The organism is Vibrio phycocola, from assembly GCF_053850235.1.
Window position 1 is genome coordinate 99887 of sequence record NZ_JBSQDJ010000008.1, and the last position, 23732, is coordinate 123618.

The window sequence follows — 23732 nt, forward strand, 5'->3', positions numbered from 1 at the left end:
AAAATTGATATTTCTTCACTTTCATATCAATTCGTTTGATATCGAAAAATTAATGCGTAAAATGGCGTTTTATTGCCGTTGGGCAGAGGAATCTATGCAGGTTTCTTGGTGTTATATTTTATGGGAGTGGGTGTGCGGTATTCTCTAAAACAATTAGCGGTATTTGATGCAATAGCCGATACAGGAAGTGTCAGCAAAGCGTCGGAAAACCTTGCTCTGACTCAATCGGCAACAAGCATGTCGCTAGCACAGTTAGAAAAAATGCTTGGGCGTCCTTTATTTGAACGTCAAGGTAAACAGATGGCATTGACTCATTGGGGAATGTGGTTAAGACCGAAAGCAAAGCGTCTAATCCAAGATGCACAAAAAATTCAAATGGGGTTTTATGATCAACATTTGATTAGCGGTAATATTCGCGTGTGCTCAAGTCAAACCCCGGCTGAACATTTGGTGCCAGAGCTTATCAGTATTCTTGATAATGATTTCCCTGAAATGCGTGTCAAATTGAAAGTTGAAAGTACAAAAGCGGTCATAAATGGCTTATTGGACTATCAATACGATCTTGGAATTATAGAAGGGCGATGCGACGACAGTCGTATTACTCAAGATGTGTGGTGTCGAGATCACCTTGTGATCGTTTCTTCTTCTCATCATCCGTTTGCTAAGGCAGAAAAAGTAAGCTTAGCGCAGTTAGAAGAAGCTAAGTGGGTCCTACGTGAGCCAGGTTCAGGAACCCGAAACATCTTCAATAGTGCCATTCACCATCTTATCCCGAATCTTGATTTATGGCGTGAATATGAACATGTGCCTGTACTGCGAGCTATGGTCGAAAGCGGACCATATTTAACTTGTTTACCCTATCTAGATGTCGAACGGTTTCTGAAATCAGGTCAACTTGCTGGGCTTAATGTACCAGATCTCTATATGGAACGAACTTTATCGTTTATCTGGCGTGCCGATATGATTGAAAATCCACTGATAGATTGTATTCGCCGAGAAGCGAAACGAATGATGAAAGGGCGTCCTACGGTATTATAATTAAGCGAATTTTTACTGTGATGTTTCTTTGATGCTGGATATCAGGATAATTTATGATGGGGAGATTTTGTAAATAATATCATGTCGTTGAATCTTTCACTTCTCGATAGTCTTAATTACGGATAACCATTTTATCCGCAGCTCAATATAAGGCTCTACGTTGCAGTAGAGCCTTATTAATCTTAATAATTCTGGCCGTTGATATGACTCATTAAAGCTTGGCGACAACTGCTGGAATTGCCGCAAGAACATCTTGCCCAAATGCCACACTCCGCTCTGGCGACCAACCGTATAGCTTATCTGGGTGTGCGTCGTTGTCTTTGAAAGGCATTTCAATCGTGTACGAAAGGCATTTAAATTGTTCAGCTACCCATTTTGAACCAACGGTCAGGTTTGCAGTACCGGGTTCGTTTTCAGGATAGCCTTCTTCCACCTGAAACTCCGGTGTTATGGTTAACAGTGCTTGTTTAAATAATGATTCAAGATCGGCTATTTTATCGTTGTAACTGGGTACACCCTCAGAACCTGCGACAAAATTGTATGGAATGGCTTCATCACCGTGAATATCTAGAAACATATCAACCCCAGCATTCAGCATTTCTTCGCGTACATAATAGACTTCAGGGCTTTGCTCTACAGAAGGAGTTTGCCATTCTCGATTTAAATTAACGCCAATGGCATTGGTGCGAAGGTGTCCGCGAGCACTTCCATCTGGATTCATGTTTGGAACGATATAGAAGACTGCTTGGTCGAGTAATGATCGTGCTACAGTGTCGGTGGTATCAAGAAGCCTTCTAAGCAAACCTTCAACAAACCACTCTGCCATGGTTTCACCGGGATGTTGGCGTGCGGTGACCCAAATTTTCTTTTTATCATTATTTGGTTCCCCAATGGTCAAAAGGCTAATATCTCGGCCATCAATGGTTTGCCCCAACGTGTCTAAAAGGCAATTAGGATGCAATTGAGCTTGGTGGATGAGATCGAGATGGCGGTCGTAACTGTAAGGTGCAAAATAGGCGAAATAAACCGATTTGTGTTCTGGCGTAAAATTAAAACGTAAACTGTTGCCATCAAACTTTGAAGGAATGCGAAACCAATGCTCGCGATCATACGAGACAACTACGTTGTAACCGTCCCACCCCTCAGGGTAAGCTGATTTTTCGAGGTTGATTAGCTGAAAAGAGTGCTCTAATAATGGCGTTGATTCGAGACGAAAATGGAACCACTGAGCGATATCTGATTGATTATCAGCTCGCAGGGACAATTGAATATCATGGTGGTTTAATGCTTCTACTACTTCAATGCTTCCTGATTCAAAATTACTGTATATCTTCATATTGGCCATATAATATTTGGAAATGATAGGTAAAATACCAATTAATATAATGATAGGGAAGATTTAGTAAATTGATATCCAAATTCCTTCCTAATTATCAGCATTTAGTAGGATAAGTTTGCTCATTTCTCTTTTTAACCCTGAGTTTCGTTAATTGACAAGTTACCAATTCATTCTTAGTCTTGTTTGCGAACCTTTATGTGGTGAGTGATTAATAATGAGCGTGACTAAATATAGACAAATTGCCAACTTGATCGCTAAGCGTATAGACCAATCATTTTATCGGGTTGGCGACAAGCTGCCACCACATAGAGTACTTGCTAAGCAACTCAATACAACCCCGGTGACAGTCGCCAAAGCTTATCGTTATTTAGCGCAACAAGGACGGATTAGTTCGCATGTCGGCAAAGGCAGTTTTGTATTAGGTGAGTCACCTCTGGAAAAGATCATTACTCCAAAAAGCGAGTATCAAGAGTATAATTTTTCCATTCTTCAACCTTGTCTTGAGGCTAACCTATCGGTCTTAAGCCGTCTTTTTAGTGATCTTCAAAAGAATATTTCTCAAACCTTGGTTGGGTACGTCGAACATTCAGGTTTACCGCGCCACAAATCGATATTTTCAGATTGGTTAAATCAAATGGGATTATTGCATGCCGATTCTAAACAGATAGTTTTGACCAATGGCGCTCAGCATGGTTTAGCTCTCGCCATCGAGATGCTATCTGAACCTGGTGATACCGTATTGGTTGAACAACAAAGTTACCCGGGAATTTTCGCTATTTGCGAACAATTAGGTCGACAAGTATATGGTGTAGAAATGGATCCAAGTGGCATGTGCCCAGATCATTTGCAATATGTGATTGATCGTCACGAGCCAAAGTTGGTGATAGTCGTACCTTCGTATCAAAATCCAACTGGAATTACCATGCCAACTTCGCGGCGAAAAGAGGTTGCAGAAGTTATCGAGCAAAATCATTTATGGTTAGTTGAAGATGATATTTATGCTTTCTTAAACTCTGTCACTATACCTGCTATTTCGAGCTACATTCCAGATAGAAGCATCTATATTTCTAGTATGTCGAAGCTACTCAGCCCCGCATTGCGCAGTGGGTTGTTGTATGCTCCTCAAGAATTGGTGGCAAGATTTGAGGCAAAAGTTCGTGCGACAATTTGGCTAAGTTCACCGTTGATGCATGAAGTTGCTGCACAAGCGATATCCAGTAACGAAATAGTCAAACTTATAAGAAATCAGAAAAGGATAGCGAAACAGCGTCAAGAAGTCGCATCAAAGATATTGAAAATGGAAATGTTTGGCGATGGATACCACATTTGGTTACCGATTGATTCGCGAGTTGAAGTAGAAGAGTTTGTTACACAGGCGAGGAATGTAGGTATCATAGTTAGTAGTGGACGTTACTTTGATAGCCCTAACTTTGCCAGTCATCACATCCGTTTGTCGCTCATGGCAATCGATGAGGACGAAAAGTTTGAACAAGGCTTAGTCAAATTATCGGTCCTGCTTGAACAACAAACGGATGAGCGTAAGTTTCTACTATAAAATTTACGCTTATACTAAAACGAGCAAAGTATTCTAAATAAATCGTTTGGACACTCGCTTAGTCAACTTAATCATGAGCTCATAACTAATCGTGCCAATATGATTTGCGATGTGCTCTATAGGTAAGTTGTCACCCCAAAACTCAACGGAGTCTCCAACTTTATCTTGCATATCATGCCCTAGGTCAACGGTAATCATATCCATTGATACATTCCCTACGATCGGAACAAGGCGACCATTAACATATACCGGAGTTTCGTTTGGTAGGACGCGCGGATAGCCATCTCCATATCCCATGGCGATAACGCCAATGTATGTATCGCGTGAAGAGACCCAATTTTCTCCATACCCTACAGGTTGATCAGCGTTGTGTTGTCGAATAGCTATTAGTTTTGATTGCAGTGTCATGACGGGCTTTAGGCCATGATCCGAACCAATTTCATCTTGGTTTGGACAGATACCATATAGTGCAATACCACCACGCATGTAATCCAATTGGGCATCAGGCCAATACAATATACCAGCAGAATTTGCGATCGTTTTAGGGCCAGGATAATGGGATGTTTGGTCTAAAAATTGTGCTATTTGGTTCGCGGTTGTGTCTGACTTTAAATCATCGGCGCAAGAGAAGTGACTTATAAATCCAACAGGACCATCTAGTTTACCTGTTGCTTCGATTCTGTTGACATAATCAGGCAATTCACAAGGCTTAACACCGAGGCGATGCATGCCAGTATCTAACTTCAACCATACTGTAATTGGCTGTTCGATGATGGCCGTTTGTAAGTGGGTAAGTTGCTCACTACAGTGAATGGTTGTGTGAAATTCAAGTTGAGCGGCAAGTTCTAAATCTTCTACGCAGAAACATCCTTCAAGTAATAGAATTGATTGAGTAATACCACTGTTACGTAATTCGATAGCTTCTTCTATACGAGATACTGCAAACATATCGGCTTGCGGTAGGGCTTTTGCCGTCTTGACCGCATCATGACCATATGCATCACCTTTAATCACCGCCACCACAGATCTGTTATTAGATTTACTTTTTAGTAAATCGTAGTTGTCACTAAGTGCTTGTAAGTTAATAACCGCTTCAGCAGTAATCATAATGTGTCCTGATAATCTAAATATTTGAAATATGCCTGAATAAATACGAGGAGCAGGCTAACGGGCCGTGTTCTATTGGAGGAATGATATCGTTAAAATTCTCGCATGATAAGCAATTTGTAGACCAGCGCGAACTACTTTGCGAAGGAGAGATATTGCTTAATATCTCCAGACTAACTACATAATATCGCTTACTCTAAAAAATCAAATATAGTTTTTTATATTATTTTGATATTTATTTATTTTGTAGATTTTATATCTAATGTTTAAGTTGATGTATTATTGGGAGCATCAATGTTTACTTATGTATAATTAATTGACTTTCTAGTTCTATTTGCTGATTTATGCACTATTAGTGACCATATTTGCACCTTTATTGGGCGTTTGTAGCTATTTATGCATTCTAACTGTGTGGTCTAACGAACTTGTCTATTGTCTGTTAGGTTTGTTTTTGTGAGGTTCATCACAAAAATTAAAATATCAAATTAAGGTGGGTTATCGATATTAAACGCTGTTTTATTTGTTGTGAGGGACGTTTAGATAACTCGTATAAACTGATAGGTTTAACATTATCAACTGATGATTTGGTTTTTGGTTGAGCTATTATTCTGATAAATTTCATTAAATTAGAATTTAATGAAATTGAGATGTCTAGTGAAACAGAATAAATAGTCAGTTTTTTGAACTAAAAAGTCGGTTAAGTGGTGTTATTTAACCTACTTATGCATATTTTTTGTAAAATAAAATGTTTGTTGTCACGCATATTGCACTGTATCTTGTGCGAATTGTTAACATTAAATACTACTAAATTAATTAGTCATAGCGCAGAGGAACACCAAGATGGAACTTAAACAACCATATCTATTATTTTTAGGCGATGCACCTGACAACCTTGCTGCTAAAGTAGCACAAGGTATTAAGACATGGCGTCCTGAGTTTTGCATTGGTCAATTTCGATTGCCAGAATGTAAGGCCGATGTTGGTTTAAGTGACTTAACCATCGAACAAGCTATTGAAGCAGGTGCTAAAACCCTAGTTATTGGTGTGGCTAACCGAGGTGGTTTAATTTCTGAAGAATGGATTGCTGTCCTTCTTAAAGCTATTGATGCAGGAATGGATATTGCGGCTGGTTTGCATAACAAACTTGCTGACATTCCTGAGCTTGTTGCTGCAGCAGAAGCAAAAGGTACTCAGCTTTTTGATGTTCGTTATCCAACAGAAGATTATCCAGTCGCGAACGGTAAGAAACGTACTGGTAAGCGCCTACTGACTGTCGGTACCGATTGTTCAGTTGGTAAAATGTACACATCTTTAGCAATCGAAAAAGGCCTTAAAGAGCGTGGTATTAATGCTGATTTCCGTGCAACGGGTCAAACCGGTATCTTAATTACTGGCGAAGGCGTAAGTGCTGACTGTGTTGTTGCTGATTTTATCGCTGGTGCAATTGAAGCGATTACACCAGCAGCCGAAGCTGATCACTGGGACATCGTTGAAGGACAAGGTTCATTGTTCCATGCTTCATATGCCGGTGTAACAACAGGTTTGATTCATGGTTCTCAGCCAGATGCATTAGTTTTATGTCATGAACCAACTCGCACTCATATGCGTGGTCTTCCTGATTACGCATTACCAGATATGCAAAAGTGTATGGACGCTAACATTGCTACGGCAAGTTTAACCAATCCAAATGTTCAATTTGTTGGTGTGTCGGTTAATACGTCTGGGCTAGAAGAAAAAGAAGCACTTGAATACATGAGTAAAGTTGAAGCTGAGCTTGGTTTGCCAGTTGTTGACCCATTCCGTCAAGGTATCGCTCGTATTGTAGATAAAATTGCGGAGCTGTAATGAACGTTAATCTTTACACAAAAAGTTGGCCAATCCGTGGCAGTTTTACTATCTCTCGAGGGAGTAAAACTGCAGTGGAAACCATCATCGTGGAGATTGAACACAATGGCGCTGTTGGTCGAGGTGAATGTGTTCCCTATGCTCGATATGGTGAGTCAATAGACAACGTATTAAAGCAAATAGAATGGGTTCTGCCTGAGATTAAAACTGGTATCAACAGAGAACAATTGCAGCCATTGCTTCCTTCTGGAGCCGCTCGCAATGCTATTGATTGCGCAATGTGGGATTTAGAGTGCAAGCTCGCAAAAAAATCCATATGGGAAACAACAGAGACAGAGCCGGGTGAATTAACGACGGCTTATACACTGTCACTGGATAAACCAGAAAAAATGGAACAAGCAGCGATAGAAAATGCGCATCGTCCTCTTTTGAAATTAAAGTTAGGTGGCCCAGAAGATTTAGAGCGAGTTAAAGCCGTTCGTCGCGGAGCACCTAACGCAACGATTGTACTCGATGCAAATGAAGCTTGGACTCCTGAAATATACAAAGCGTTGATTCCCGAGCTCGAAAAGCTAGGGGTAGCGATGATTGAGCAACCATTCCATGCAGATGCAGATGAAGCTCTTGCTCATCTTGAACGTCCAATTCCTATTTGTGCCGATGAATCTTGTCACGATCGCTCAAGCTTGCCTCATGTTATTGGTCGTTACGATATGATCAACATTAAGACCGATAAGACAGGTGGTCTAACAGAAGCATTAGCACTTAAAGCGGAAGCGGAAGACGCTGGATTGAAAGTAATGGTTGGCTGTATGTTGTCGTCTTCACTCAGCATGGCGCCGGCATTTGTCGTCGCACAAAATGTTGATGTCGTAGATCTTGATGGTCCATTATTGCTTGCTAAAGACATCGACAATGGTTTTGAATTTGAGCAAAATGCTATGTTGCCTTTCAGCACGAAGCTGTGGGGCTAGGAGAATTAAAAATGGAACGTATTGTTTATCTAAATGGTGAATATGTAAAAGAAACTGACGCGAAAATATCAATATTTGACCGAGGTTTTCTATTTGCAGATGCCGTTTATGAAGTTACTGCCGTACTTGAGGGTAAGCTAATTGATAACCCTGGTCACTATGCGCGTTTAGCACGTTCGGCCAAAGAACTTGGTATTAAGTTCGATCTTAGTGCAGATGACTTAACTCAGATTCAGCGTGACCTGATTGCGAAAAATGAACTCAATGAAGGAGGTATTTACCTTCAATTGACTCGTGGTACAGAAAGCGATCGTGACTTTACATACAGTGAAGATATTAAGCCGACTTTGGTTTTATTTACTCAGTCACGTAATTTGGTAACTAGCCCAATTGCAACGAAGGGTATTAAGGTTATTTCTACAGCTGATATTCGCTGGCGTCGTCGTGATATTAAAACGACTAGCTTATTGCCTGCATGTTTAGCAAAGCATGCTGCCCATGAAGCTGGCGCGGATGATGTATGGATGATCGAAGATGGTTTTGTGACTGAAGGTGGTTCTAGTAATGCCTACATCGTGACTCAAGATGATAAGTTAGTTACACGTCCACTTAGTAATGACATTTTGCATGGTATTACTCGTGCTTCATTAATGAAGCTCGCCGTCGAAATGAAATTGGATATTGAAGAACGTTTTTTTACTATTGAAGAAGCGTATGCTGCGAAAGAAGCATTTGTAAGTTCTGCAACGACATTTGTTTGGCCTGTCGTCTCTATTGATGGAAATACAATAGGAACAGGACAGCCGGGTGATATTGCAATGAAACTGCGAGAGATATATATCAAAACCGCAAGGGAACTTGCTGAATAGTGTTTAGATATTAATTGTCTACCTCTTATTAAAAAAACCCAACCTTAGTGTTGGGTTTTTTATTAACTAAAATAGAGTATAGTAATAATACTATTCGGTGTCTGATCGCATATCGCTCAAGTCGTAGCGCGCATTGGTGTGACTTTTTTTATTGATTTTTTATGATTTTAACCAATCTTTAACCATAAGCTATCTAAAATGCGACGCTGAAGGTATGTTGTATTATTTAAGGCTATTTAGAAAATAGAATAGTCCAATTGCTTTTTCTCACCCCACTTTTTTATATTGGTTGTAGAACGGTATAGCCAAACTTTTTAGGAGAGATTCAAATGTCTAAATCCTTCCCTTTGCCCCGTAAATCGGTCTTGGCATTAGGTTTAATGGTTGCTTTAACAGGTTATGCAAACGCAGAAGGGCCAGAAGGTATGCCCGGTGGAGGAGCACCAAGAGCGACAGCTGTAGACGTGGTTCAACTCAAACCGGAATCAGTAGAGATTACCACTAAGCTGCCAGGTCGCACCAGTGCTTATCGCACGGCGGAAGTTCGCCCTCAGGTTGATGGTTTAATTATCGAACGTTTATTTACCGAAGGTAGTTTGGTTAAAAGTGGAGAGGTTTTATACAAAATCGACCCAGCAACGTATCAAGTTGAGCTAGATAGCGCTAAGGCGAGTTTAGCCTCAGCCCAAGCGACATTAGAGAGCTCTAAGTTACAAGAAGAGCGTTATGCTGAATTGGTAAAAAGTCGCGCAATTAGTACTCAAGATTATGAAGATGCACGAGCAACATATCGTGCAGCTGAAGCGAATGTGATGGCGGCACAAGCGGCGGTATCATCGGCAAAAATTAATTTGGCTTACACTAAAATCAAGGCACCAATCTCTGGTCGAATCGGAAAATCTACTGTGACCGAAGGAGCGCTAGTTACTGCCAATCAAACCAGCTACCTTGCAACGATCCAACAGTTAGATCCTTTGTTTGTCGATCTTGCTCAGTCGAGTAGCGAAGTAATGAAAATTCGCATGAGCTCGAAAGGAACAGATCAAGAGTTCAGTGGCATTAAAGTTACTCTTGATGATGGCACAGAAATAGAAGAAAAAGCGAGCTTACAGTTTGCTGATGTGACGGTCGATGAATCTACTGGGACTGTTGGCCTAAGAGCGTTGCTGCCTAACCCAAATCATCTTTATTTACCTGGACTGTATGTACGAGCTGACCTCCCGATTGAAAAACGTGAAGGTGCTATTTTAGTTCCTCAAAAAGCTTTAAGTCGTGATTCTCAAGGTAATGCTTATGTAATGGTGGTGAATCAAGAAAATACGATTGAAAGTCGCTCAGTGGTCGTTGATCGTATAGTCGGCTCTGACTGGTTAGTAAATTCAGGTCTACAAGATGGTGATACCGTTGTTGTGAGTGGTTTGCAAAAAATACAAGTAGGCTCTTCTGTTGAACCTACCGTCACAACGAACGAGTAGGGAGCGAGTTTATGTCACGTTTTTTTATTGATCGCCCTATTTTTGCATGGGTGATTGCAATCATCATCATGTTGGGAGGGGTGCTCGCAATTGAAACCCTTCCAATCGAACAATATCCGTCAATATCTCCTCCGTCGATAAAAATAGCGGGGAGTTATACTGGTGCTTCAGCACAAACCATTGAAGAAAGTGTCACTCAGGTTATAGAGCAGAATTTGAATGGTATCGATAACTTATTGTATATGTCATCGAGCAGTGATTCTTCAGGGAGCTTTTCGGTAACATTAAGTTTTGCTACCGGCACTGATCCTGATATTGCTCAGGTTCAAGTACAAAATAAATACAATGCTATTTCCAGTAACTTACCTGATTCAGTGGTGAATACTGGTGTGACAATTAGTAAGTCGAATAGCAGTTTCTTGTTAGTTGCTGGATTTGTATCGACCGATAACTCAATTAATAACAATGAGCTCGCCGATTATGTGGTGTCCAATATTAAGGATCAGGTAAGTCGCCTTCAAGGTGTAGGTTCGGTTACGGTATTTGGGGCACAACATGCTATGCGCATTTGGTTAGATCCCAATAAACTGTACAAGTTTAACCTCACCCCTTCTGATGTAACGACAGCAATTACCAATCAAAATAGCCAAGTGTCGTCAGGTGAGATAGGTGGTACACCAATCGTAACTGGTCAACAAATTAACTATACGATCACAGCTCAAAGTCGTTTAACAACAGCGGAAGAATTTGAAAAAATTCTTCTTAAAGTGAATACGGATGGTTCACAAATTCGCATTAAAGACGTTGCTCGTGTAGAGATTGGTAGTGAAAGCTACGGCTCAGTAGCGCAATACAATGGTCAGTATTCAACCGGGCTTGCGATTTCATTGGCCACAGGCGCGAATGCACTTGATACTGCTGAAGTGGTAAGAGCTAAATTAGACGCTCTTGATGATTATTTCCCAGATTCTGTAGAGGTTGTTTATCCATACGATACAACGCCATTTGTTCAAATTTCAATTGAAGAAGTTGTTCAAACACTGATTGAAGCGATTGTACTCGTTTTCTGTGTTATGTATTTGTTCCTTCAAAATATCCGCGCAACGTTAATTCCAACGATTGCAGTACCCGTTGTGCTATTGGGCACATTTGGCATCATGTCTATATTTGGTTACTCAATCAACACACTGACGATGTTTGGTCTTGTTCTTGCAATCGGGTTGTTGGTAGATGATGCTATTGTTGTTGTTGAAAACGTAGAGCGGGTAATGGCTGAGGATGGGCTAGGACCTAGAGAAGCAACTCGTCGCTCAATGGGACAAATTACAGGCGCCTTGATCGGGATCGCTTTGGTGTTGAGTGCGGTATTTGTACCAATGGCATTTTTTGGTGGCTCAGCAGGTTCGATTTATCGTCAGTTTTCGGTCACGATTGTGTCGTCAATGGTGCTATCAGTTATCGTCGCGATGGTGTTAACTCCTGCGATGTGTGCTGCATTTTTAAAACCATTAAACGAAGGTTCACATACTCCGACTCGTGGGCCATTAGCTTGGTTTAACAACGCGTTCAATCGCGGTACCGATAAATACCAAAATGTCGTTGGAAATACGGTTAGTAAAACATTTCGTTATTTTATTGTTTATGGACTTATTGTTGGCGGGTTAGTCGTATTATGGCAACGTCTTCCATCTTCATTTGTACCAAATGAAGACCAAGGCGTAATGATGACGATGGTTCAATTGCCAACGGGTGCAACGCAAGAACGAACACTTGCGGTTCTCGACCAAGTTTTAGATTATTACCAAACTAATGAGAAAGACAACATTGAATCAGTGTTTAGTGTTGCTGGCTTTAGTTTCAGTGGTAGTGGTCAAAATATGGGGATGGCGTTTGTCAAATTTAAGGACTGGAGTGAACGCCCCGCACCTTTCCAATCAGTTGATGCCGTAGTGGGTCGAGCGTGGCCAGGATTAGGACAAATTAAAGACGCACAAATCTTTACGTTCAACTTGCCACCAATTCAAGGCTTAGGTAATGCCAGCGGATTTGACGCTTATCTTGTTGACCAAGGAAGTCATGGTCATGAGGCTCTTGTTGCCGCTCGTAACCAAGTACTTGGAATGGCGGCTCAGGACTCTTCTCTGGCCAATGTCCGACCTAATGGCCTAGAGGACTCTCCGCAATTTAAAATTCAAATTGACCATGAAAAAGCAATGGCAATGGGCGTAGCGGTTAGTGATATTAACAGCTTACTATCTACTGCTTGGGGTTCTTCCTACGTCAACGACTTTAATGATAACGGTCGAATTAAAAAGGTATATGTGCAGGGTGATGCTCCGTATCGAATGAACCCGGAAGACCTGAACTTATGGCATGTTCGTAACGATTCAGGTGATATGGTTCCGTTTGATTCATTTGCTCAAGGATATTGGAGTTATGGTTCACCTAGCTTGACACGCTTCAATGGTTTTTCCGCGATGAACATTCAAGGCTCAGCCGCACCAGGAAAGAGTTCTGGTGACGCGATGGACGCGATGGAAGCGATTGTGGCGAAACTTCCTTCAGGCTTTGGCTTGGAATGGAGCGGCATTTCTTACCAGGAACGTCAGACTTCATCGCAGACAACTTTGCTTTACGGGCTCTCATTACTTATCGTATTTCTGAGTTTGGCAGCGCTGTACGAGAGTTGGATTGTACCATTCTCGGTTATTTTGACGGTACCTTTGGGGATTTTTGGCGCGATTGTTGCGACAACTCTTAATGGATTATCAAATGACATTTATTTCCAAGTCGGTCTTTTGACAACGATTGGTTTGTCGGCAAAGAATGCAATTTTGATTGTAGAATTTGCTAAGGCTCAATTTGATGAAGGCATGGAGTTAATTCAAGCAACAGTTATGGCGTGTCGTATGCGTTTACGTCCAATTATGATGACGTCATTTGCCTTTATCCTAGGTGTGTTGCCATTGGCGCTTTCATCTGGAGCAGGCGCGGCTAGCCGAAATGCAATTGGTTGGGGCGTTGTTGGAGGAATGTTCTCCGCAACGGTTCTCTCAATTTTCTTTGTTCCTGTATTTTTTGTTTTGGTGATGAAATTGTTTAAAGCAAAACCTAATGCACTCAAAGCTAACGCGACATCTGAGGAGACAGTTAATGCAGAATAAGATCTTACCTATCGTCATTGCAGCTCTACTTGGTGGATGTAGTTTAACTCCAGAATATCAAACACCTGCAGTTCCTGAAACCGACGGGTGGGTCGGTGTTGAGCAAGTCTCGAATCAAGAGGTTCTTCCTGAGTGGCGTCAATTTATGGCGGATGAAACATTGCAGGAGTTTGTTGAGCTGGCGCTTGTAAATAATAAAGACTTACGTCAAACCGTGTTAAATGTTGCTTCAATGCGAGCTCAATACCGTATTACAGACGCAGAACGGTATCCGGCTATTAATGCAGGTGCATCGCAAAGTCGCACGTTTACTCAAGATGCAGTTACAGGCAACGGTGATAGCTACAGTTCAAGTTACCTCGCGACCTTGGGTGTAACGAGCTATGAGTTGGATCTGTTTGGAAAGGTGAAAAGCAATTCGAATCAGGCGTTAGAAACCTATTTGTCTGCTGAAGATAGCCGTCGTAGTGCAGTGATATCATTGGTTGCCGAGATAGCGTCGAACTATGTTTCTTTACTCACTAACCAAGAGCTACTTGCCATTAGTCAAGAAACAGTAGCGACTTATCAAGAGACGTTGAAATTGGTACAAACGCGTTTTGATGCTGGTTATAGTGATGCGTTAACATTAGCCCAATCAAAGACAGCCGTATACGGTGCACAAGCAACTGTATCAGGGTATCAGCTTGCAGTTGCAACTGATTTCAATACCTTACGCCAATTAGTTGGTGTTCCAATCTTAATGCCTGAGACTAAGCGGCTACCAAGGAATGATGGCAAAATGTTGTTTGCTTTAAAAGAGGGAGCACCATCGGAACTGTTGCTTTCTCGTCCTGATATTATGGCAGCGGAGCATCAACTTAAAGCGGATAATGCAAATATTGGCGTTGCACGAGCGGCGTTTTTCCCAAGTATTAGCTTAACTGCCAGTGCTGGTTCGGCGAGCAGTTCTCTAGATAACTTATTTTCAAGTAATTCTGGTTACTGGACTTTTGCACCATCACTTTCATTGCCAATTTTTAATTGGGGCAGTAACGAAGCAACACTTGATTCGGCTAAAATAGCGAAGCAGGTGAGTGTGGTCGCTTATCAGGAAACGATTGAAACGGCATTTAAAGAAGTTTCAGATGCAGTACTTGGGCAGCACTATTACTTGTCGCAGTGGAAATCACAGCAGAAGAACTTAGAAGCAAACATGGACTATTACGAATTAGCTAAGATGCGTTACGAAAAAGGTAATGACAGCTATATTGACTTACTCGATGCACAACGTTCATTATTCAGTGCAAGAGAAAGTGAGTTGTCAGCACACTTAAACTTGTTAACAAGTCGGGTTAGTTTGTACAAAGCGATGGGGGGTGGTTGGCAAGCCGCCGATATTGATTCTGTGAATCCGAAGTTAGTCTCAGAGTCGATTACTGAAGCTGATTAAGACTAATGGTTGCAGTTAAATGCACAGTTTCAATACTTGCATAGTATGAAAAAACCGGCTTTCGATGAGCCGGTTTTTTATTTGTAGGTTGGGATATTAATGAGGCTTACTAACTGTTATTCCCAGAATGCGTCTTAGGCTTGTTAGCTCGACTTTTATTGTTCGCTGGTCGAGGTTTTCTGTTTTGCCCATTGTTGGTTGAATCGCTATTTGATTTGGGCTTATTGTTTCCAAATCTACGTTTTGGTTTTGCTTGACCACGATTTGATCCATCGTCGTTTCGCTCATTATTGCCGTTGTGTGCGTGAGGTTTTTTAGGCTTCTTTGGCTTCTTAGGTTTAATTGGTCGTGTATCTAGCTTCTTCTCTGGCACTGGATTGCTAGGTTTAAACCCACTGAGCTCAAGGCGTGGTAATAATTGCTTGATTAAACGTTCAATCGCAAATAGCTCGTTTGCTTCTGCTGCTGCAACCAAAGAAATCGCCTTACCGACTTCTCCCGCTCGTCCTGTTCGACCAATTCGATGAACGTAATCTTCTGGAACATTTGGCAATTCATAGTTAACGACTTGAGGTAATTGAGGGATATCGATACCACGAGCGGCGATGTCTGTCGCGACTAGCACTCGAATATCGCGCGACTTAAACTCCGCTAGCGCACGTGTCCGAGCACCTTGACTCTTGTTCCCATGGATAGCAGCTGCGCTAATTTTTTCATCGTTCAAGAATGCCGCTAATCGGTTCGCACCATGTTTTGTTCTGGTAAAGACCAAGACTTGATGCCAATTTCCATCTTTTATGAGCTTTGCCAGCATTGGTGCTTTCTTTTTAGCGTCAGCGGGATAGATAGACTGTTCAACAGTTGGAGCAGTTGAATTTGCTGGGCTGACTGACACTTCGATTGGACTATTCACTAATCCCTTCGCAAGTTCGCGAATTTCGGGAGAGAAAGTGGCGGAGAACAGTAAATTTTGACGTTTTTTCGGTAACAGTTGAAGAATTTTACGAATATCACGGATAAAACCCATATCAAGCATTCTATCTGCTTCGTCTAAAACTAGAATTTCTAGTTGGTCAAACCGAACCGCATTTTGATTATGTAGGTCCATCAGACGACCGGGAGTCGCAACGAGGATATCGGCACCTTGACGTAGACGTAGCATTTGAGGGTTAATTTTTACTCCGCCAAATACAACGGCACTCGTGAGAGGTAAGTGACGACTGTAGGTCACCACACTCTCATGTACTTGAGCGGCAAGTTCACGAGTGGGTGTTAAAATTAATGCTCTAACTTGATTCCCTCGAACTTTCTTTCCTCGTGAGAGGCGTTGCAAAATCGGTAACGTAAATCCAGCGGTTTTACCGGTACCAGTCTGAGCCGCAGCCATGACATCTTTTCCATCGATCACGGCTGGGATAGCCTGTTCTTGGATTGGTGATGGAGTGTCATATCCTTTTTCTTGGATAGCTCTTAAGATTGGTTCAGAAAGACCCAGCTTGGTAAAACCCATAGTTGATTCTCGACTATTAATGAGGAGTAGCGCGTTTCTAGATGCGCGAAAAGTGCGTCATTCTGAGACTTTTGTCACGTAGTAGCAACAGTTAATTCAATTAACTTATATTTATGTCTTATCTAACTGCTGTAACAGAAAGCTATTTTAATTAACGGCTCTTATGAGATTTGAACGTAATTGAAGCCATGCTATTCTGAATTACCAATTTTGATCAGGAATCACGATGTATAAATTACTTGCATTAGACTTAGATGGGACTGTACTCGATAGTCAGCGGGGGATTCATCCAGATGTTAAGGCTTCTATTCTGGAGCTCAAACATCACTATCACGTAATGATTGTTACTGGACGTCACCATACTGCAGCAAGACCCTATCATGCTGAATTGGAATTAACGGCGCCGATTATATGTTGCAATGGTACATATGTGTATGATTTTCAGGAAAACAAAGTGCTTCAGCATACCGCTTTGAATAGAGAGGTGGCACTTAAGTTTCTTGAACTTGCTCATGAATCGAAAATGAAAGTTTTAATGTATGTAACAGACGCGATGCTCTATTCAAGATCAATCCCGGTGGAATTTATTAGCAGTATTCTTGAGTGGTCGAGTCAATATGATGATGATTTAAAACCGAATATATTGGAGGTTGAATCATTTACAGAACATGCGATGAGTGCTGAGTTTATCTGGAAATTTGTCGTAGAAGGAGAGCCATCTGTTATTGAAGCATTTAATTCGCTTTCCTGGATTAAAGAGAATTTTAATGGCGAGCAATCGTGGAGCAATCGATTTGATTTTGCGGCGATTGGAAATAGCAAAGGTAAGCGACTAGCGGAATATGCCGAAAGCTTGGGTATAAAATCGTCAGAAGTAGTAGCAGTAGGTGATAACCACAATGACATCTCGATGCTTGAATATGCTGGACTAGGTGTTGCGATGGGCAATGCAGAAGCAGAAGTTAAACGGTGCGCAAATCAGGTTTGTATAGGAGATAGTAATGGACCAGGTTTGAGTCACTTTATCCAAAACACATTTCTAGGTTAAATATTAATAAATTAGAGAGCGAGCTTTATCGCTAACTGCCTCACAATCGTTTAAATAGAGTGATGAAGTGGATGCTATTGAGACGGATAGTGGCAACTCAGTTTATTGAATGTGTATATTTTTTGCGATAATTGGATTAACTCCTCTCATCCTTACTCTTATCATGAACTACAATATATCTAATGTATTGAGAAATAAGAATTAACATCTGTAAGAATTAGGGATTAGTAATGGAAGAAATCAGCTTAAATATTATCTGTGTCGATGATGATGAACTGATGCTCAAGACCATCGGAAGTACGATCAATGATTTACGGCCACATTGGAAGGTGCTGTATTGTAATGACCCATTGGCGTGGCGTGATGAGTGGAGTTATTCAGATATTGAAGCACCCGCTGTCTTTATCTCTGATTTGCAGATGGCTCGAAAACGTGGTGACCAATTATTAGATGAAATAAAGAATATTTTTCCTGATGCTATTCGTGTGTTGTTAACAAGTGATAATGATGAATCGTTTTCGGGGCGAGCTCATAATTATGCGCATTTTGTGTTACCAAAACCGTTGGTTGAATCGGACTTTGAGCGTTTATTTCTCTGCGCCGAGCAATTGGACAAAATGCCGTTTAATGACGAATGTCGTCGGAATCTAGGAGCGTTTACAGACTTACCTGTGCTACCAGATAGTGTGATGAGATTGCAGAGAGTGTTAGGGTCACCCTCGTGTGACAACCATAAAGTTGCCGATGTAATCAGTCACGAGCCAGCATTAGTCGCACGTGTGTTCCAAACAGCAAACTCCCCCTATCTTGGTTTTCGAGTTTCGACGGAGTCATTGCCTGACGCAGTGGGTCGATTAGGGATGACATTGGTCGAAAGTTTAGCAATTGAACAGCTTCTCTCTATTTCTAATAAAAGGTTAAGCACAAATCGGCATATAGCCGTGACTGAGAATGCCCTAAAAATTGGCGAAGTATCTCGAGTATTGGCAAGAAAACTACACTTAAGTTTGAATGATCAGGATAAAGTGTTTATTGCTAGTTTATTGACGTCAATAGGTGCGTTAGTATTGCTCGAAGAAGGTGCCAACGAATCCGAATTAGACCATTATATCGGCTTACAAGAAGGTATGTCTGATAGCCACATTATCGCGGCATATGTGTTGATAATGTGGGGTTATGAAATTGATATTAGTGAGGCCATTCTCCATCAGCGCAAGGTAAACTTTGAGTCTGAAGATATTGGCGTTCTTCGCTCAAGTATTGTAGGTTTAGCGACTCAAATTGTATCGTTCAATACGAAACAGGAACTACTTGATTTAGCAGAGACGTTACCGAATACTGTAGCGGAAATTGTTGTCGAGCTTTCCACATTTCGTTTTGATAAATAGTATGGATTTTTACCAGTAGGGTTTAGTAGGAGTAATAATGAGTAATAGTCGACTAATATTATCTGATTTGTTTGATCATCTCTCCTTTGCCATATGTATCGTGCGAGCGGACTATATTATCGAAAAAGCAAACACGTATTTCCAAGCCCATGCGGTTCATACATTTGACTCAACAGAAGAACAGAACATTCTAGAGCTATTTCCCGCTGCCTCAAATTATCTAAAACCATTGATAGATAGTGTTTTTAAAAATCAATCGTCACATTTTGCTTCGTGGGAAAAGCTTCCTGATACCTTGCCATTTAAAAGAGATCGTACTGTATATGGTGAAGCAGACAAGATGCAGCAAGATTGGGAGTTTGTTCCAATCTATGAAAATGGAAATGTAACGCATGTAGGGTTATGTATTTACGATTCTACTGTGCAGGCCAGTCAAGAAAAGCAGCTCCATCTAATCTTAGAGCAACTTAATGCTGAACGTAAGCAACGGCAGAAATTGGAACAAAAACTGAGTGAAGTTCAAGGTCAACTGATTTACTCGGAAAAAATGGCATCGATTGGCCAAATCTCAACAGGAATAGCTCATGAAATTAATCACCCAATTGAGTCTATGACTGCGAATATGCATACCTTCAAAGATCACACTCAAAACATAGAAAGCGCCGTTTCTGATATTGAAAAATTGATAATGACGAATGCTGATCAAAGTTTGATAGAGCAATTTAAAACGTTGAAAGTAGCAAACAGACTTGACGCGATTTTTAATGATACAGATACGTTAATCAATGAATCACTTTTGGGATCCGATCGAGTTTTAGCAATTATCGAAAATTTAAAAGAGTTTTCTCAAGAAGATGCTTCAGAGTGGAGCTATGCAAGTCTAGTGGCATGTATTGAGTCGACATTAAAAATTATTAATAACGATATCAAATATGGAGTGTCAATAGAACGCGACTATGAAAATGAGGTGCCTGATATCTACTGTCAACCAATGCAAATTAATCAGGTATTGCTTAACCTTATTGTAAATGCTAGTCAAGCTATTGATAGTGAAGGAATTATAAAAATATCTCTTAGTAAAATAGATGCAAGCTCGGTAGAAATTCGAGTTAAAGATAATGGTACTGGTATTAAAACAGAGCTGCAACAACGTGTATTTGAGCCATCTTTTACCACCAAGGGAGGTGATTCAGGTACTGGGTTAGGTTTATCTGTATCGCATGATATTATCGAGCGCCATCACGGGAAAATACGGCTACAAAGTAAAGTAGGCGTTGGTACCGAGTTTATTGTTACTTTACCAATAATAAAGCAACCTACTGATGACGTTGGCGAGTAGCGACAATATTTGACTCACTATTAAAAAACTCAGATTCTTGAAATAGATGTGTCAACGAGTAAGTCAAACGCTTAAGGCTTGTCCTCTCTTGGACAGGCTTTTTTATTGATAGTAGCTTTTTAGTGCCCTATCGCATGAATACATGCAATGTAGCTGAAATCTCGAGGAATATTTGGTTTAACCTAATCTTAACCAGAGACAATTTATCATTGATCTCATTGTGGTAGCTATTACCAACCTTAGAACAGTGAATAAAGGCCAATTTAATGCTTAAAGTATTAGTTGTTGAAGATGATATCGATTTAGCAACGGCAATCATCGATTATATGGATTTAGAAGATATAAATGCTGATTATGCGGCTGATGGTGCTGTTGGGTATAATTTAATTACAACTCAGACTTACGATGTTGTCGTGCTTGATCTGAACTTACCTAAAATTGAAGGATTAGCCGTTTGTGAGCGGATCCGAAATTTAGGTATAGAAACACCCGTGCTGATTTTAACGGCAAAAGATACATTGGACGATAAGCTCATTGGCTTCTCAAAGGGCGCTGATGATTATTTGGTTAAACCATTTGAAATGGAAGAATTAATTGCACGAGTAAATGTTCTTTCGAAGCGCCGTAGTGGTCAAATGACTAAATTGACAATTAAAGATCTTGAATTTGATTTATCATCTAGAGAAGTAAAAAGAGAAGGACAGTTAGTTAAACTGTCGCCTATTGCCAGTAAAATTCTCGAAATGTTAATGCGAGAATCCCCAAATAGTGTATCAAGAGAGAAGATCATTCGTAATGTATGGGGAGAAGAACAGCCTGATAGCAACACGTTAAAGGTTCATATTTTTAATCTAAGAAAGCAAATCGATACTCCAGGTCGTGAGCACTTGATTCACACGATACCAAGTTTTGGTTTTGCGATTAAATAAAAACTGAGAGAGCATGCTAACCAACCGCAGCCTAAAAATTTACATTTTATTTGCCGTTATTTCCATGGGGGTCATAACGGTTCTAAGCTTCTCAACGTTGGCTGCCAACAATTTTGTACAAGGCTTAGACGCTTCTGTTCGAACGACCATGGAAAAAATTGGCAAAAATATTGATGAGTCAGGGGAACACCCAAGACAGATACTGGACTTTAGTATTGCAAATAGTTGGGAAGAATTGCCGGCGTTAGTACAACGTAAACTGTTACCTTTGGATAAACACCAAATGTTTGTGAAACAAGCTGAACGAGATCACTGGTGGGATAGACCTACAAATGTAACCTTTGTGCTGCGCTATGATCTTAAGAATAAGCAAACTATATACATTTCCAAGGTATTTTACGCTCCTGAAACATCAAAGACGTTAGAGAGGGCCGGTGATTCTCATATAACTAAGAATGTTTTATATGCCGTGATGGGCATCATCCTGTTTACGTCAATTATTCTTCTTTTATTACATAAGATCTCGAAACCGATGAAACGCCTGAGTTCATGGGCAGCAAGTCTAACACCAGAAGTGTTGCAGCAGCCGGTGCCTGATTTTTATTACTGCGAATTGAACAATTTGGCGAATATTGTGAAGTCTAGTTTACAGTCAGTTCAGACTACGTTAGATCGTGAAAAGCAATTTCTTAGCCATGCGAGTCATGAATTACGAACACCTATCGCCGTGGTGAGAAGCAATACTGAATTGATGCAGAAGCTCATCGAGAAACAAAACAGTGTCGATAAACAGCAGGCAGTGTTGGATCGTATTCTACGCGCTGGTCATTCTATGACTGAGTTGTGCGAAACGTTACTTTGGCTCAATCGCGGAGAGTACCGCAATCTGCCGACCACAAATGTAGAACTTTCCTTACAGTTAGAGCAATTGACGAACAATTTACATTACCTGATTAGAGATAAAGACGTCGAGGTACATACGCACTTTGAATCAGGTGAGTTTCCTATGAAATCGACACTAGTCACTATCGTGTTAGGTAATTTGATTCGCAATGCCTATCAACATACTCAATGCGGTACGGTTGACATAGAGCAGCATGGGCAGAAAGTAACCATCACCAATCGCGAGGCGGAGACTCAAGAGGACTACAATACCCTTGGATTTGGACTAGGCCTAGAATTAACTGAACGCATTATTCGCCATTATCGATGGACATATGATGTAGTATCACTACCAAATGGTCGGAGTGTTACAATTGAATTTTCCGAAAAAACAATGCTTTAATATGGTTTTTTGAAAATTGTATGCTTGTATTTGAATATTGCGGGTTTATGAATTTCGCATCATCGATTTAAAACAATGTGCTCACTTATTGTTCACTTCTCTAGTTGCAATTTATTCATTTCTAATTAGTTGCTAGAACTATTAATTACGACTATGTTTATAAAACTAGCTTAGTCTTTTGTGTAATAGTGGCACGTATATACCCTGCATTTTCAAGTTAAAATAGGATGCCTATGGATTAAATCTGTCGTAGGTGCATTTTTATGCGGAGTTTATGCTGCTTGTAAGGGAAAAAATACCATGGTAATTTCATCGTTTGTGAAAATAGCTTGTGCATTTAACCATCATAAGCAACGTGGCGTGACTGCGATTGAGTATGCGGTAATCGGCGTAGGTATTTCACTAATCGTGGTTACAGTATTTAGTACTGATGGGCAATTACAAAGTGCCTTTAGTGGTGCTATCACTGAAATTTCTTCAAATATTACGTCGGCGGGAGATAATGGCTGATTATTCTTTCACCATTACATATATCATCAATAGTGTCGGTTAACTTGATGATGTTAATTAATTGTTATTTGTTTTCTAAGGTTAATCTAATATAACTAATTAAGTAATTTCGCAGGAGGGTTTATTACAGAAAAAGTAAATTACAAATTAGGCTCTAAGTCTTCGTTATATGCTACACTTGTATTTTACCTTACTCTGACATTTGTTGTTTATATGCATTAACCGCTTATTAACGATGGATAGAAAGAGAGTATGGTATAAAGTTGAGAAGATTGAATTAGCTTTCGAGTATGTGTTGTATCTTTTTCATATCAAATTTAATAAGTAATATCATGTGGTTATTAAAAAGTATGGATTAGAAACAAATAACATTTACATGTAAGAAACTAATAAAAATCATATCATAATTGAAGCTGAATTAGTCTCGAAATTGAGATGCAGTATTAATTTAGTTACATATGATATTGATTTGTTTCTTATTAGTTGAGTTGGTTTATATTGAATGATATTTTGTATTTGACAGTCGCCTAACAGGCCGATTGAATCCATCATGCAAGAATTTTATTGTAATACTTAAAGGAAAAATGACATGTTAACTAAATTATTTGTAAAAGCGTCTTTAGCTCTAGAAGCAAAAAAACAACGTGGTGTTACAGCAATTGAATACGCAATCATTGGTGTTGCTGTTTCTGCGATCGTATTAGCAGTATTTAATAGTAATAATGGTTTGAAAGGTGCTTTAAGCGGTGCAATTTCTACTGTTTCTGGCAACATCGATTCAGCTAATACTACTGGTTCTTAATCTGCAGGTTTAGTGACAAGTAAATAGGACAAGTAAATAGGAGAGTATGGTGATTGATTCTCTCCTATTACTTTTTTATCTCCATTATATAGCTGAGTAGACGCATACTCATAATTATTGGTG

General features: G+C 40.3%; 18 protein-coding genes. 15 read left to right on the forward strand and 3 right to left on the reverse strand.

From position 1 onward, the window contains the following. Positions 1–132: 132 nt before the first annotated feature. The gene (locus ACWU4D_RS12950) at positions 133–1038 is read left to right on the forward strand and encodes a LysR substrate-binding domain-containing protein (RefSeq protein WP_456051857.1); all 906 of its coding nucleotides are present in this window, start codon (positions 133–135) and stop codon (positions 1036–1038) included. A 211-nt stretch (positions 1039–1249) separates the two neighbouring features. Here the strand turns inward: ACWU4D_RS12950 and ACWU4D_RS12955 are convergent, their stop codons facing one another. Beyond that, entirely contained in the window at positions 1250–2374 is a 1125-nt protein-coding gene (locus tag ACWU4D_RS12955; protein ID WP_456051858.1) for a M14 family metallopeptidase, read from the reverse strand. A 217-nt stretch (positions 2375–2591) separates the two neighbouring features. On the opposite strand from ACWU4D_RS12955, the gene ACWU4D_RS12960 reads away from it, so the two are divergent. Continuing rightward, the gene (locus ACWU4D_RS12960; protein WP_456051859.1) at positions 2592–3932 is read left to right on the forward strand and encodes an aminotransferase-like domain-containing protein; all 1341 of its coding nucleotides are present in this window, start codon (positions 2592–2594) and stop codon (positions 3930–3932) included. Between the two features lie 33 nt (positions 3933–3965). On the opposite strand, the gene alr is transcribed toward ACWU4D_RS12960, so the two are convergent. Further along, positions 3966–5039: an alanine racemase gene (alr, locus tag ACWU4D_RS12965; RefSeq protein WP_456051860.1), complete on the reverse strand. Its 1074-nt coding sequence runs from the start codon at positions 5037–5039 to the stop codon at positions 3966–3968. A gap of 840 nt (positions 5040–5879) precedes the next feature. On the opposite strand from alr, the gene dgcN reads away from it, so the two are divergent. The 6 genes from dgcN to ACWU4D_RS12995 all read left to right on the forward strand — a co-directional run bounded on the left by dgcN (position 5880) and on the right by ACWU4D_RS12995 (position 14798). Further along, entirely contained in the window at positions 5880–6884 is a 1005-nt protein-coding gene (gene dgcN / locus ACWU4D_RS12970; protein ID WP_456051861.1) for an N-acetyltransferase DgcN, read from the forward strand. Continuing rightward, complete coding sequence (dgcA, locus tag ACWU4D_RS12975) at positions 6884–7858, forward strand: N-acetyl-D-Glu racemase DgcA (protein WP_456051862.1); 975 nt, start codon at positions 6884–6886, stop codon at positions 7856–7858. Before dgcN ends, dgcA begins: the two co-directional genes overlap by 1 nt. Before the next feature lie 11 nt (positions 7859–7869). Continuing rightward, entirely contained in the window at positions 7870–8727 is an 858-nt protein-coding gene (locus ACWU4D_RS12980; RefSeq protein ID WP_456051863.1) for a D-amino-acid transaminase, read from the forward strand. A 329-nt stretch (positions 8728–9056) separates the two neighbouring features. Further along, positions 9057–10202: an efflux RND transporter periplasmic adaptor subunit gene (locus ACWU4D_RS12985; protein WP_456051864.1), complete on the forward strand. Its 1146-nt coding sequence runs from the start codon at positions 9057–9059 to the stop codon at positions 10200–10202. Between the two features lie 11 nt (positions 10203–10213). Continuing rightward, a complete protein-coding gene (locus ACWU4D_RS12990; protein ID WP_456051865.1) occupies positions 10214–13366 on the forward strand; it encodes an efflux RND transporter permease subunit in 3153 nt (1050 codons plus the stop codon). Further along, positions 13356–14798 (forward strand): efflux transporter outer membrane subunit, encoded by a 1443-nt coding sequence (locus tag ACWU4D_RS12995; RefSeq protein ID WP_456051866.1) that lies wholly within the window; start codon positions 13356–13358, stop codon positions 14796–14798. The genes ACWU4D_RS12990 and ACWU4D_RS12995 overlap by 11 nt, the downstream gene beginning before the upstream one ends. 109 nt (positions 14799–14907) lie before the next feature. Here ACWU4D_RS12995 and ACWU4D_RS13000 read toward each other — a convergent pair whose 3' ends face one another. Continuing rightward, positions 14908–16308, reverse strand: a complete 1401-nt coding sequence (locus tag ACWU4D_RS13000; protein WP_456051867.1) for a DEAD/DEAH box helicase — start codon at positions 16306–16308, stop codon at positions 14908–14910. Between the two features lie 226 nt (positions 16309–16534). On the opposite strand from ACWU4D_RS13000, the gene ACWU4D_RS13005 reads away from it, so the two are divergent. The 7 genes from ACWU4D_RS13005 (at position 16535) to ACWU4D_RS13035 (ending at position 23609) form a co-directional block, all read left to right on the forward strand. Beyond that, positions 16535–17356, forward strand: coding sequence for a Cof-type HAD-IIB family hydrolase (locus tag ACWU4D_RS13005; RefSeq protein WP_456051868.1), 822 nt, complete (start codon positions 16535–16537; stop codon positions 17354–17356). 230 nt (positions 17357–17586) lie between these two features. Further along, the gene (locus ACWU4D_RS13010) at positions 17587–18744 is read left to right on the forward strand and encodes an HDOD domain-containing protein (protein WP_456051869.1); all 1158 of its coding nucleotides are present in this window, start codon (positions 17587–17589) and stop codon (positions 18742–18744) included. Positions 18745–18781: 37 nt separating this feature from the next. Further along, positions 18782–20083: a sensor histidine kinase gene (locus ACWU4D_RS13015; protein WP_456051870.1), complete on the forward strand. Its 1302-nt coding sequence runs from the start codon at positions 18782–18784 to the stop codon at positions 20081–20083. Between the two features lie 266 nt (positions 20084–20349). Beyond that, positions 20350–21012, forward strand: coding sequence for a response regulator transcription factor (locus ACWU4D_RS13020; RefSeq protein WP_456051871.1), 663 nt, complete (start codon positions 20350–20352; stop codon positions 21010–21012). Between the two features lie 13 nt (positions 21013–21025). Further along, positions 21026–22297: a histidine kinase dimerization/phospho-acceptor domain-containing protein gene (locus ACWU4D_RS13025; protein WP_456051872.1), complete on the forward strand. Its 1272-nt coding sequence runs from the start codon at positions 21026–21028 to the stop codon at positions 22295–22297. 300 nt (positions 22298–22597) lie between these two features. After that, positions 22598–22807, forward strand: a complete 210-nt coding sequence (locus tag ACWU4D_RS13030; protein WP_456051873.1) for a Flp family type IVb pilin — start codon at positions 22598–22600, stop codon at positions 22805–22807. A gap of 589 nt (positions 22808–23396) precedes the next feature. After that, complete coding sequence (locus ACWU4D_RS13035; protein WP_456051874.1) at positions 23397–23609, forward strand: Flp family type IVb pilin; 213 nt, start codon at positions 23397–23399, stop codon at positions 23607–23609. The last annotated feature ends 123 nt before the right edge of the window (positions 23610–23732 follow it).

What these genes read in the sequence shown, in the direction of transcription:
- ACWU4D_RS12960 (WP_456051859.1), top strand. Translation starts at nt 2,592, where the DNA reads ATGAGCGTGACTAAATATAGACAAATTGCCAACTTGATCGCTAAGCGT.
- ACWU4D_RS12990 (WP_456051865.1), top strand. Translation starts at nt 10,214, where the DNA reads ATGTCACGTTTTTTTATTGATCGCCCTATTTTTGCATGGGTGATTGCA.
- dgcA (WP_456051862.1), top strand. Translation starts at nt 6,884, where the DNA reads ATGAACGTTAATCTTTACACAAAAAGTTGGCCAATCCGTGGCAGTTTT.
- ACWU4D_RS13025 (WP_456051872.1), top strand. Translation starts at nt 21,026, where the DNA reads ATGCTAACCAACCGCAGCCTAAAAATTTACATTTTATTTGCCGTTATT.
- ACWU4D_RS13015 (WP_456051870.1), top strand. Translation starts at nt 18,782, where the DNA reads ATGAGTAATAGTCGACTAATATTATCTGATTTGTTTGATCATCTCTCC.
- dgcN (WP_456051861.1), top strand. Translation starts at nt 5,880, where the DNA reads ATGGAACTTAAACAACCATATCTATTATTTTTAGGCGATGCACCTGAC.
- ACWU4D_RS12980 (WP_456051863.1), top strand. Translation starts at nt 7,870, where the DNA reads ATGGAACGTATTGTTTATCTAAATGGTGAATATGTAAAAGAAACTGAC.
- ACWU4D_RS13030 (WP_456051873.1), top strand. Translation starts at nt 22,598, where the DNA reads ATGGTAATTTCATCGTTTGTGAAAATAGCTTGTGCATTTAACCATCAT.
- alr (WP_456051860.1), bottom strand. Translation starts at nt 5,039, where the DNA reads ATGATTACTGCTGAAGCGGTTATTAACTTACAAGCACTTAGTGACAAC.
- ACWU4D_RS12955 (WP_456051858.1), bottom strand. Translation starts at nt 2,374, where the DNA reads ATGAAGATATACAGTAATTTTGAATCAGGAAGCATTGAAGTAGTAGAA.
- ACWU4D_RS12985 (WP_456051864.1), top strand. Translation starts at nt 9,057, where the DNA reads ATGTCTAAATCCTTCCCTTTGCCCCGTAAATCGGTCTTGGCATTAGGT.
- ACWU4D_RS12995 (WP_456051866.1), top strand. Translation starts at nt 13,356, where the DNA reads ATGCAGAATAAGATCTTACCTATCGTCATTGCAGCTCTACTTGGTGGA.
- ACWU4D_RS13020 (WP_456051871.1), top strand. Translation starts at nt 20,350, where the DNA reads ATGCTTAAAGTATTAGTTGTTGAAGATGATATCGATTTAGCAACGGCA.
- ACWU4D_RS13035 (WP_456051874.1), top strand. Translation starts at nt 23,397, where the DNA reads ATGTTAACTAAATTATTTGTAAAAGCGTCTTTAGCTCTAGAAGCAAAA.
- ACWU4D_RS13010 (WP_456051869.1), top strand. Translation starts at nt 17,587, where the DNA reads ATGGAAGAAATCAGCTTAAATATTATCTGTGTCGATGATGATGAACTG.
- ACWU4D_RS13005 (WP_456051868.1), top strand. Translation starts at nt 16,535, where the DNA reads ATGTATAAATTACTTGCATTAGACTTAGATGGGACTGTACTCGATAGT.
- ACWU4D_RS13000 (WP_456051867.1), bottom strand. Translation starts at nt 16,308, where the DNA reads ATGGGTTTTACCAAGCTGGGTCTTTCTGAACCAATCTTAAGAGCTATC.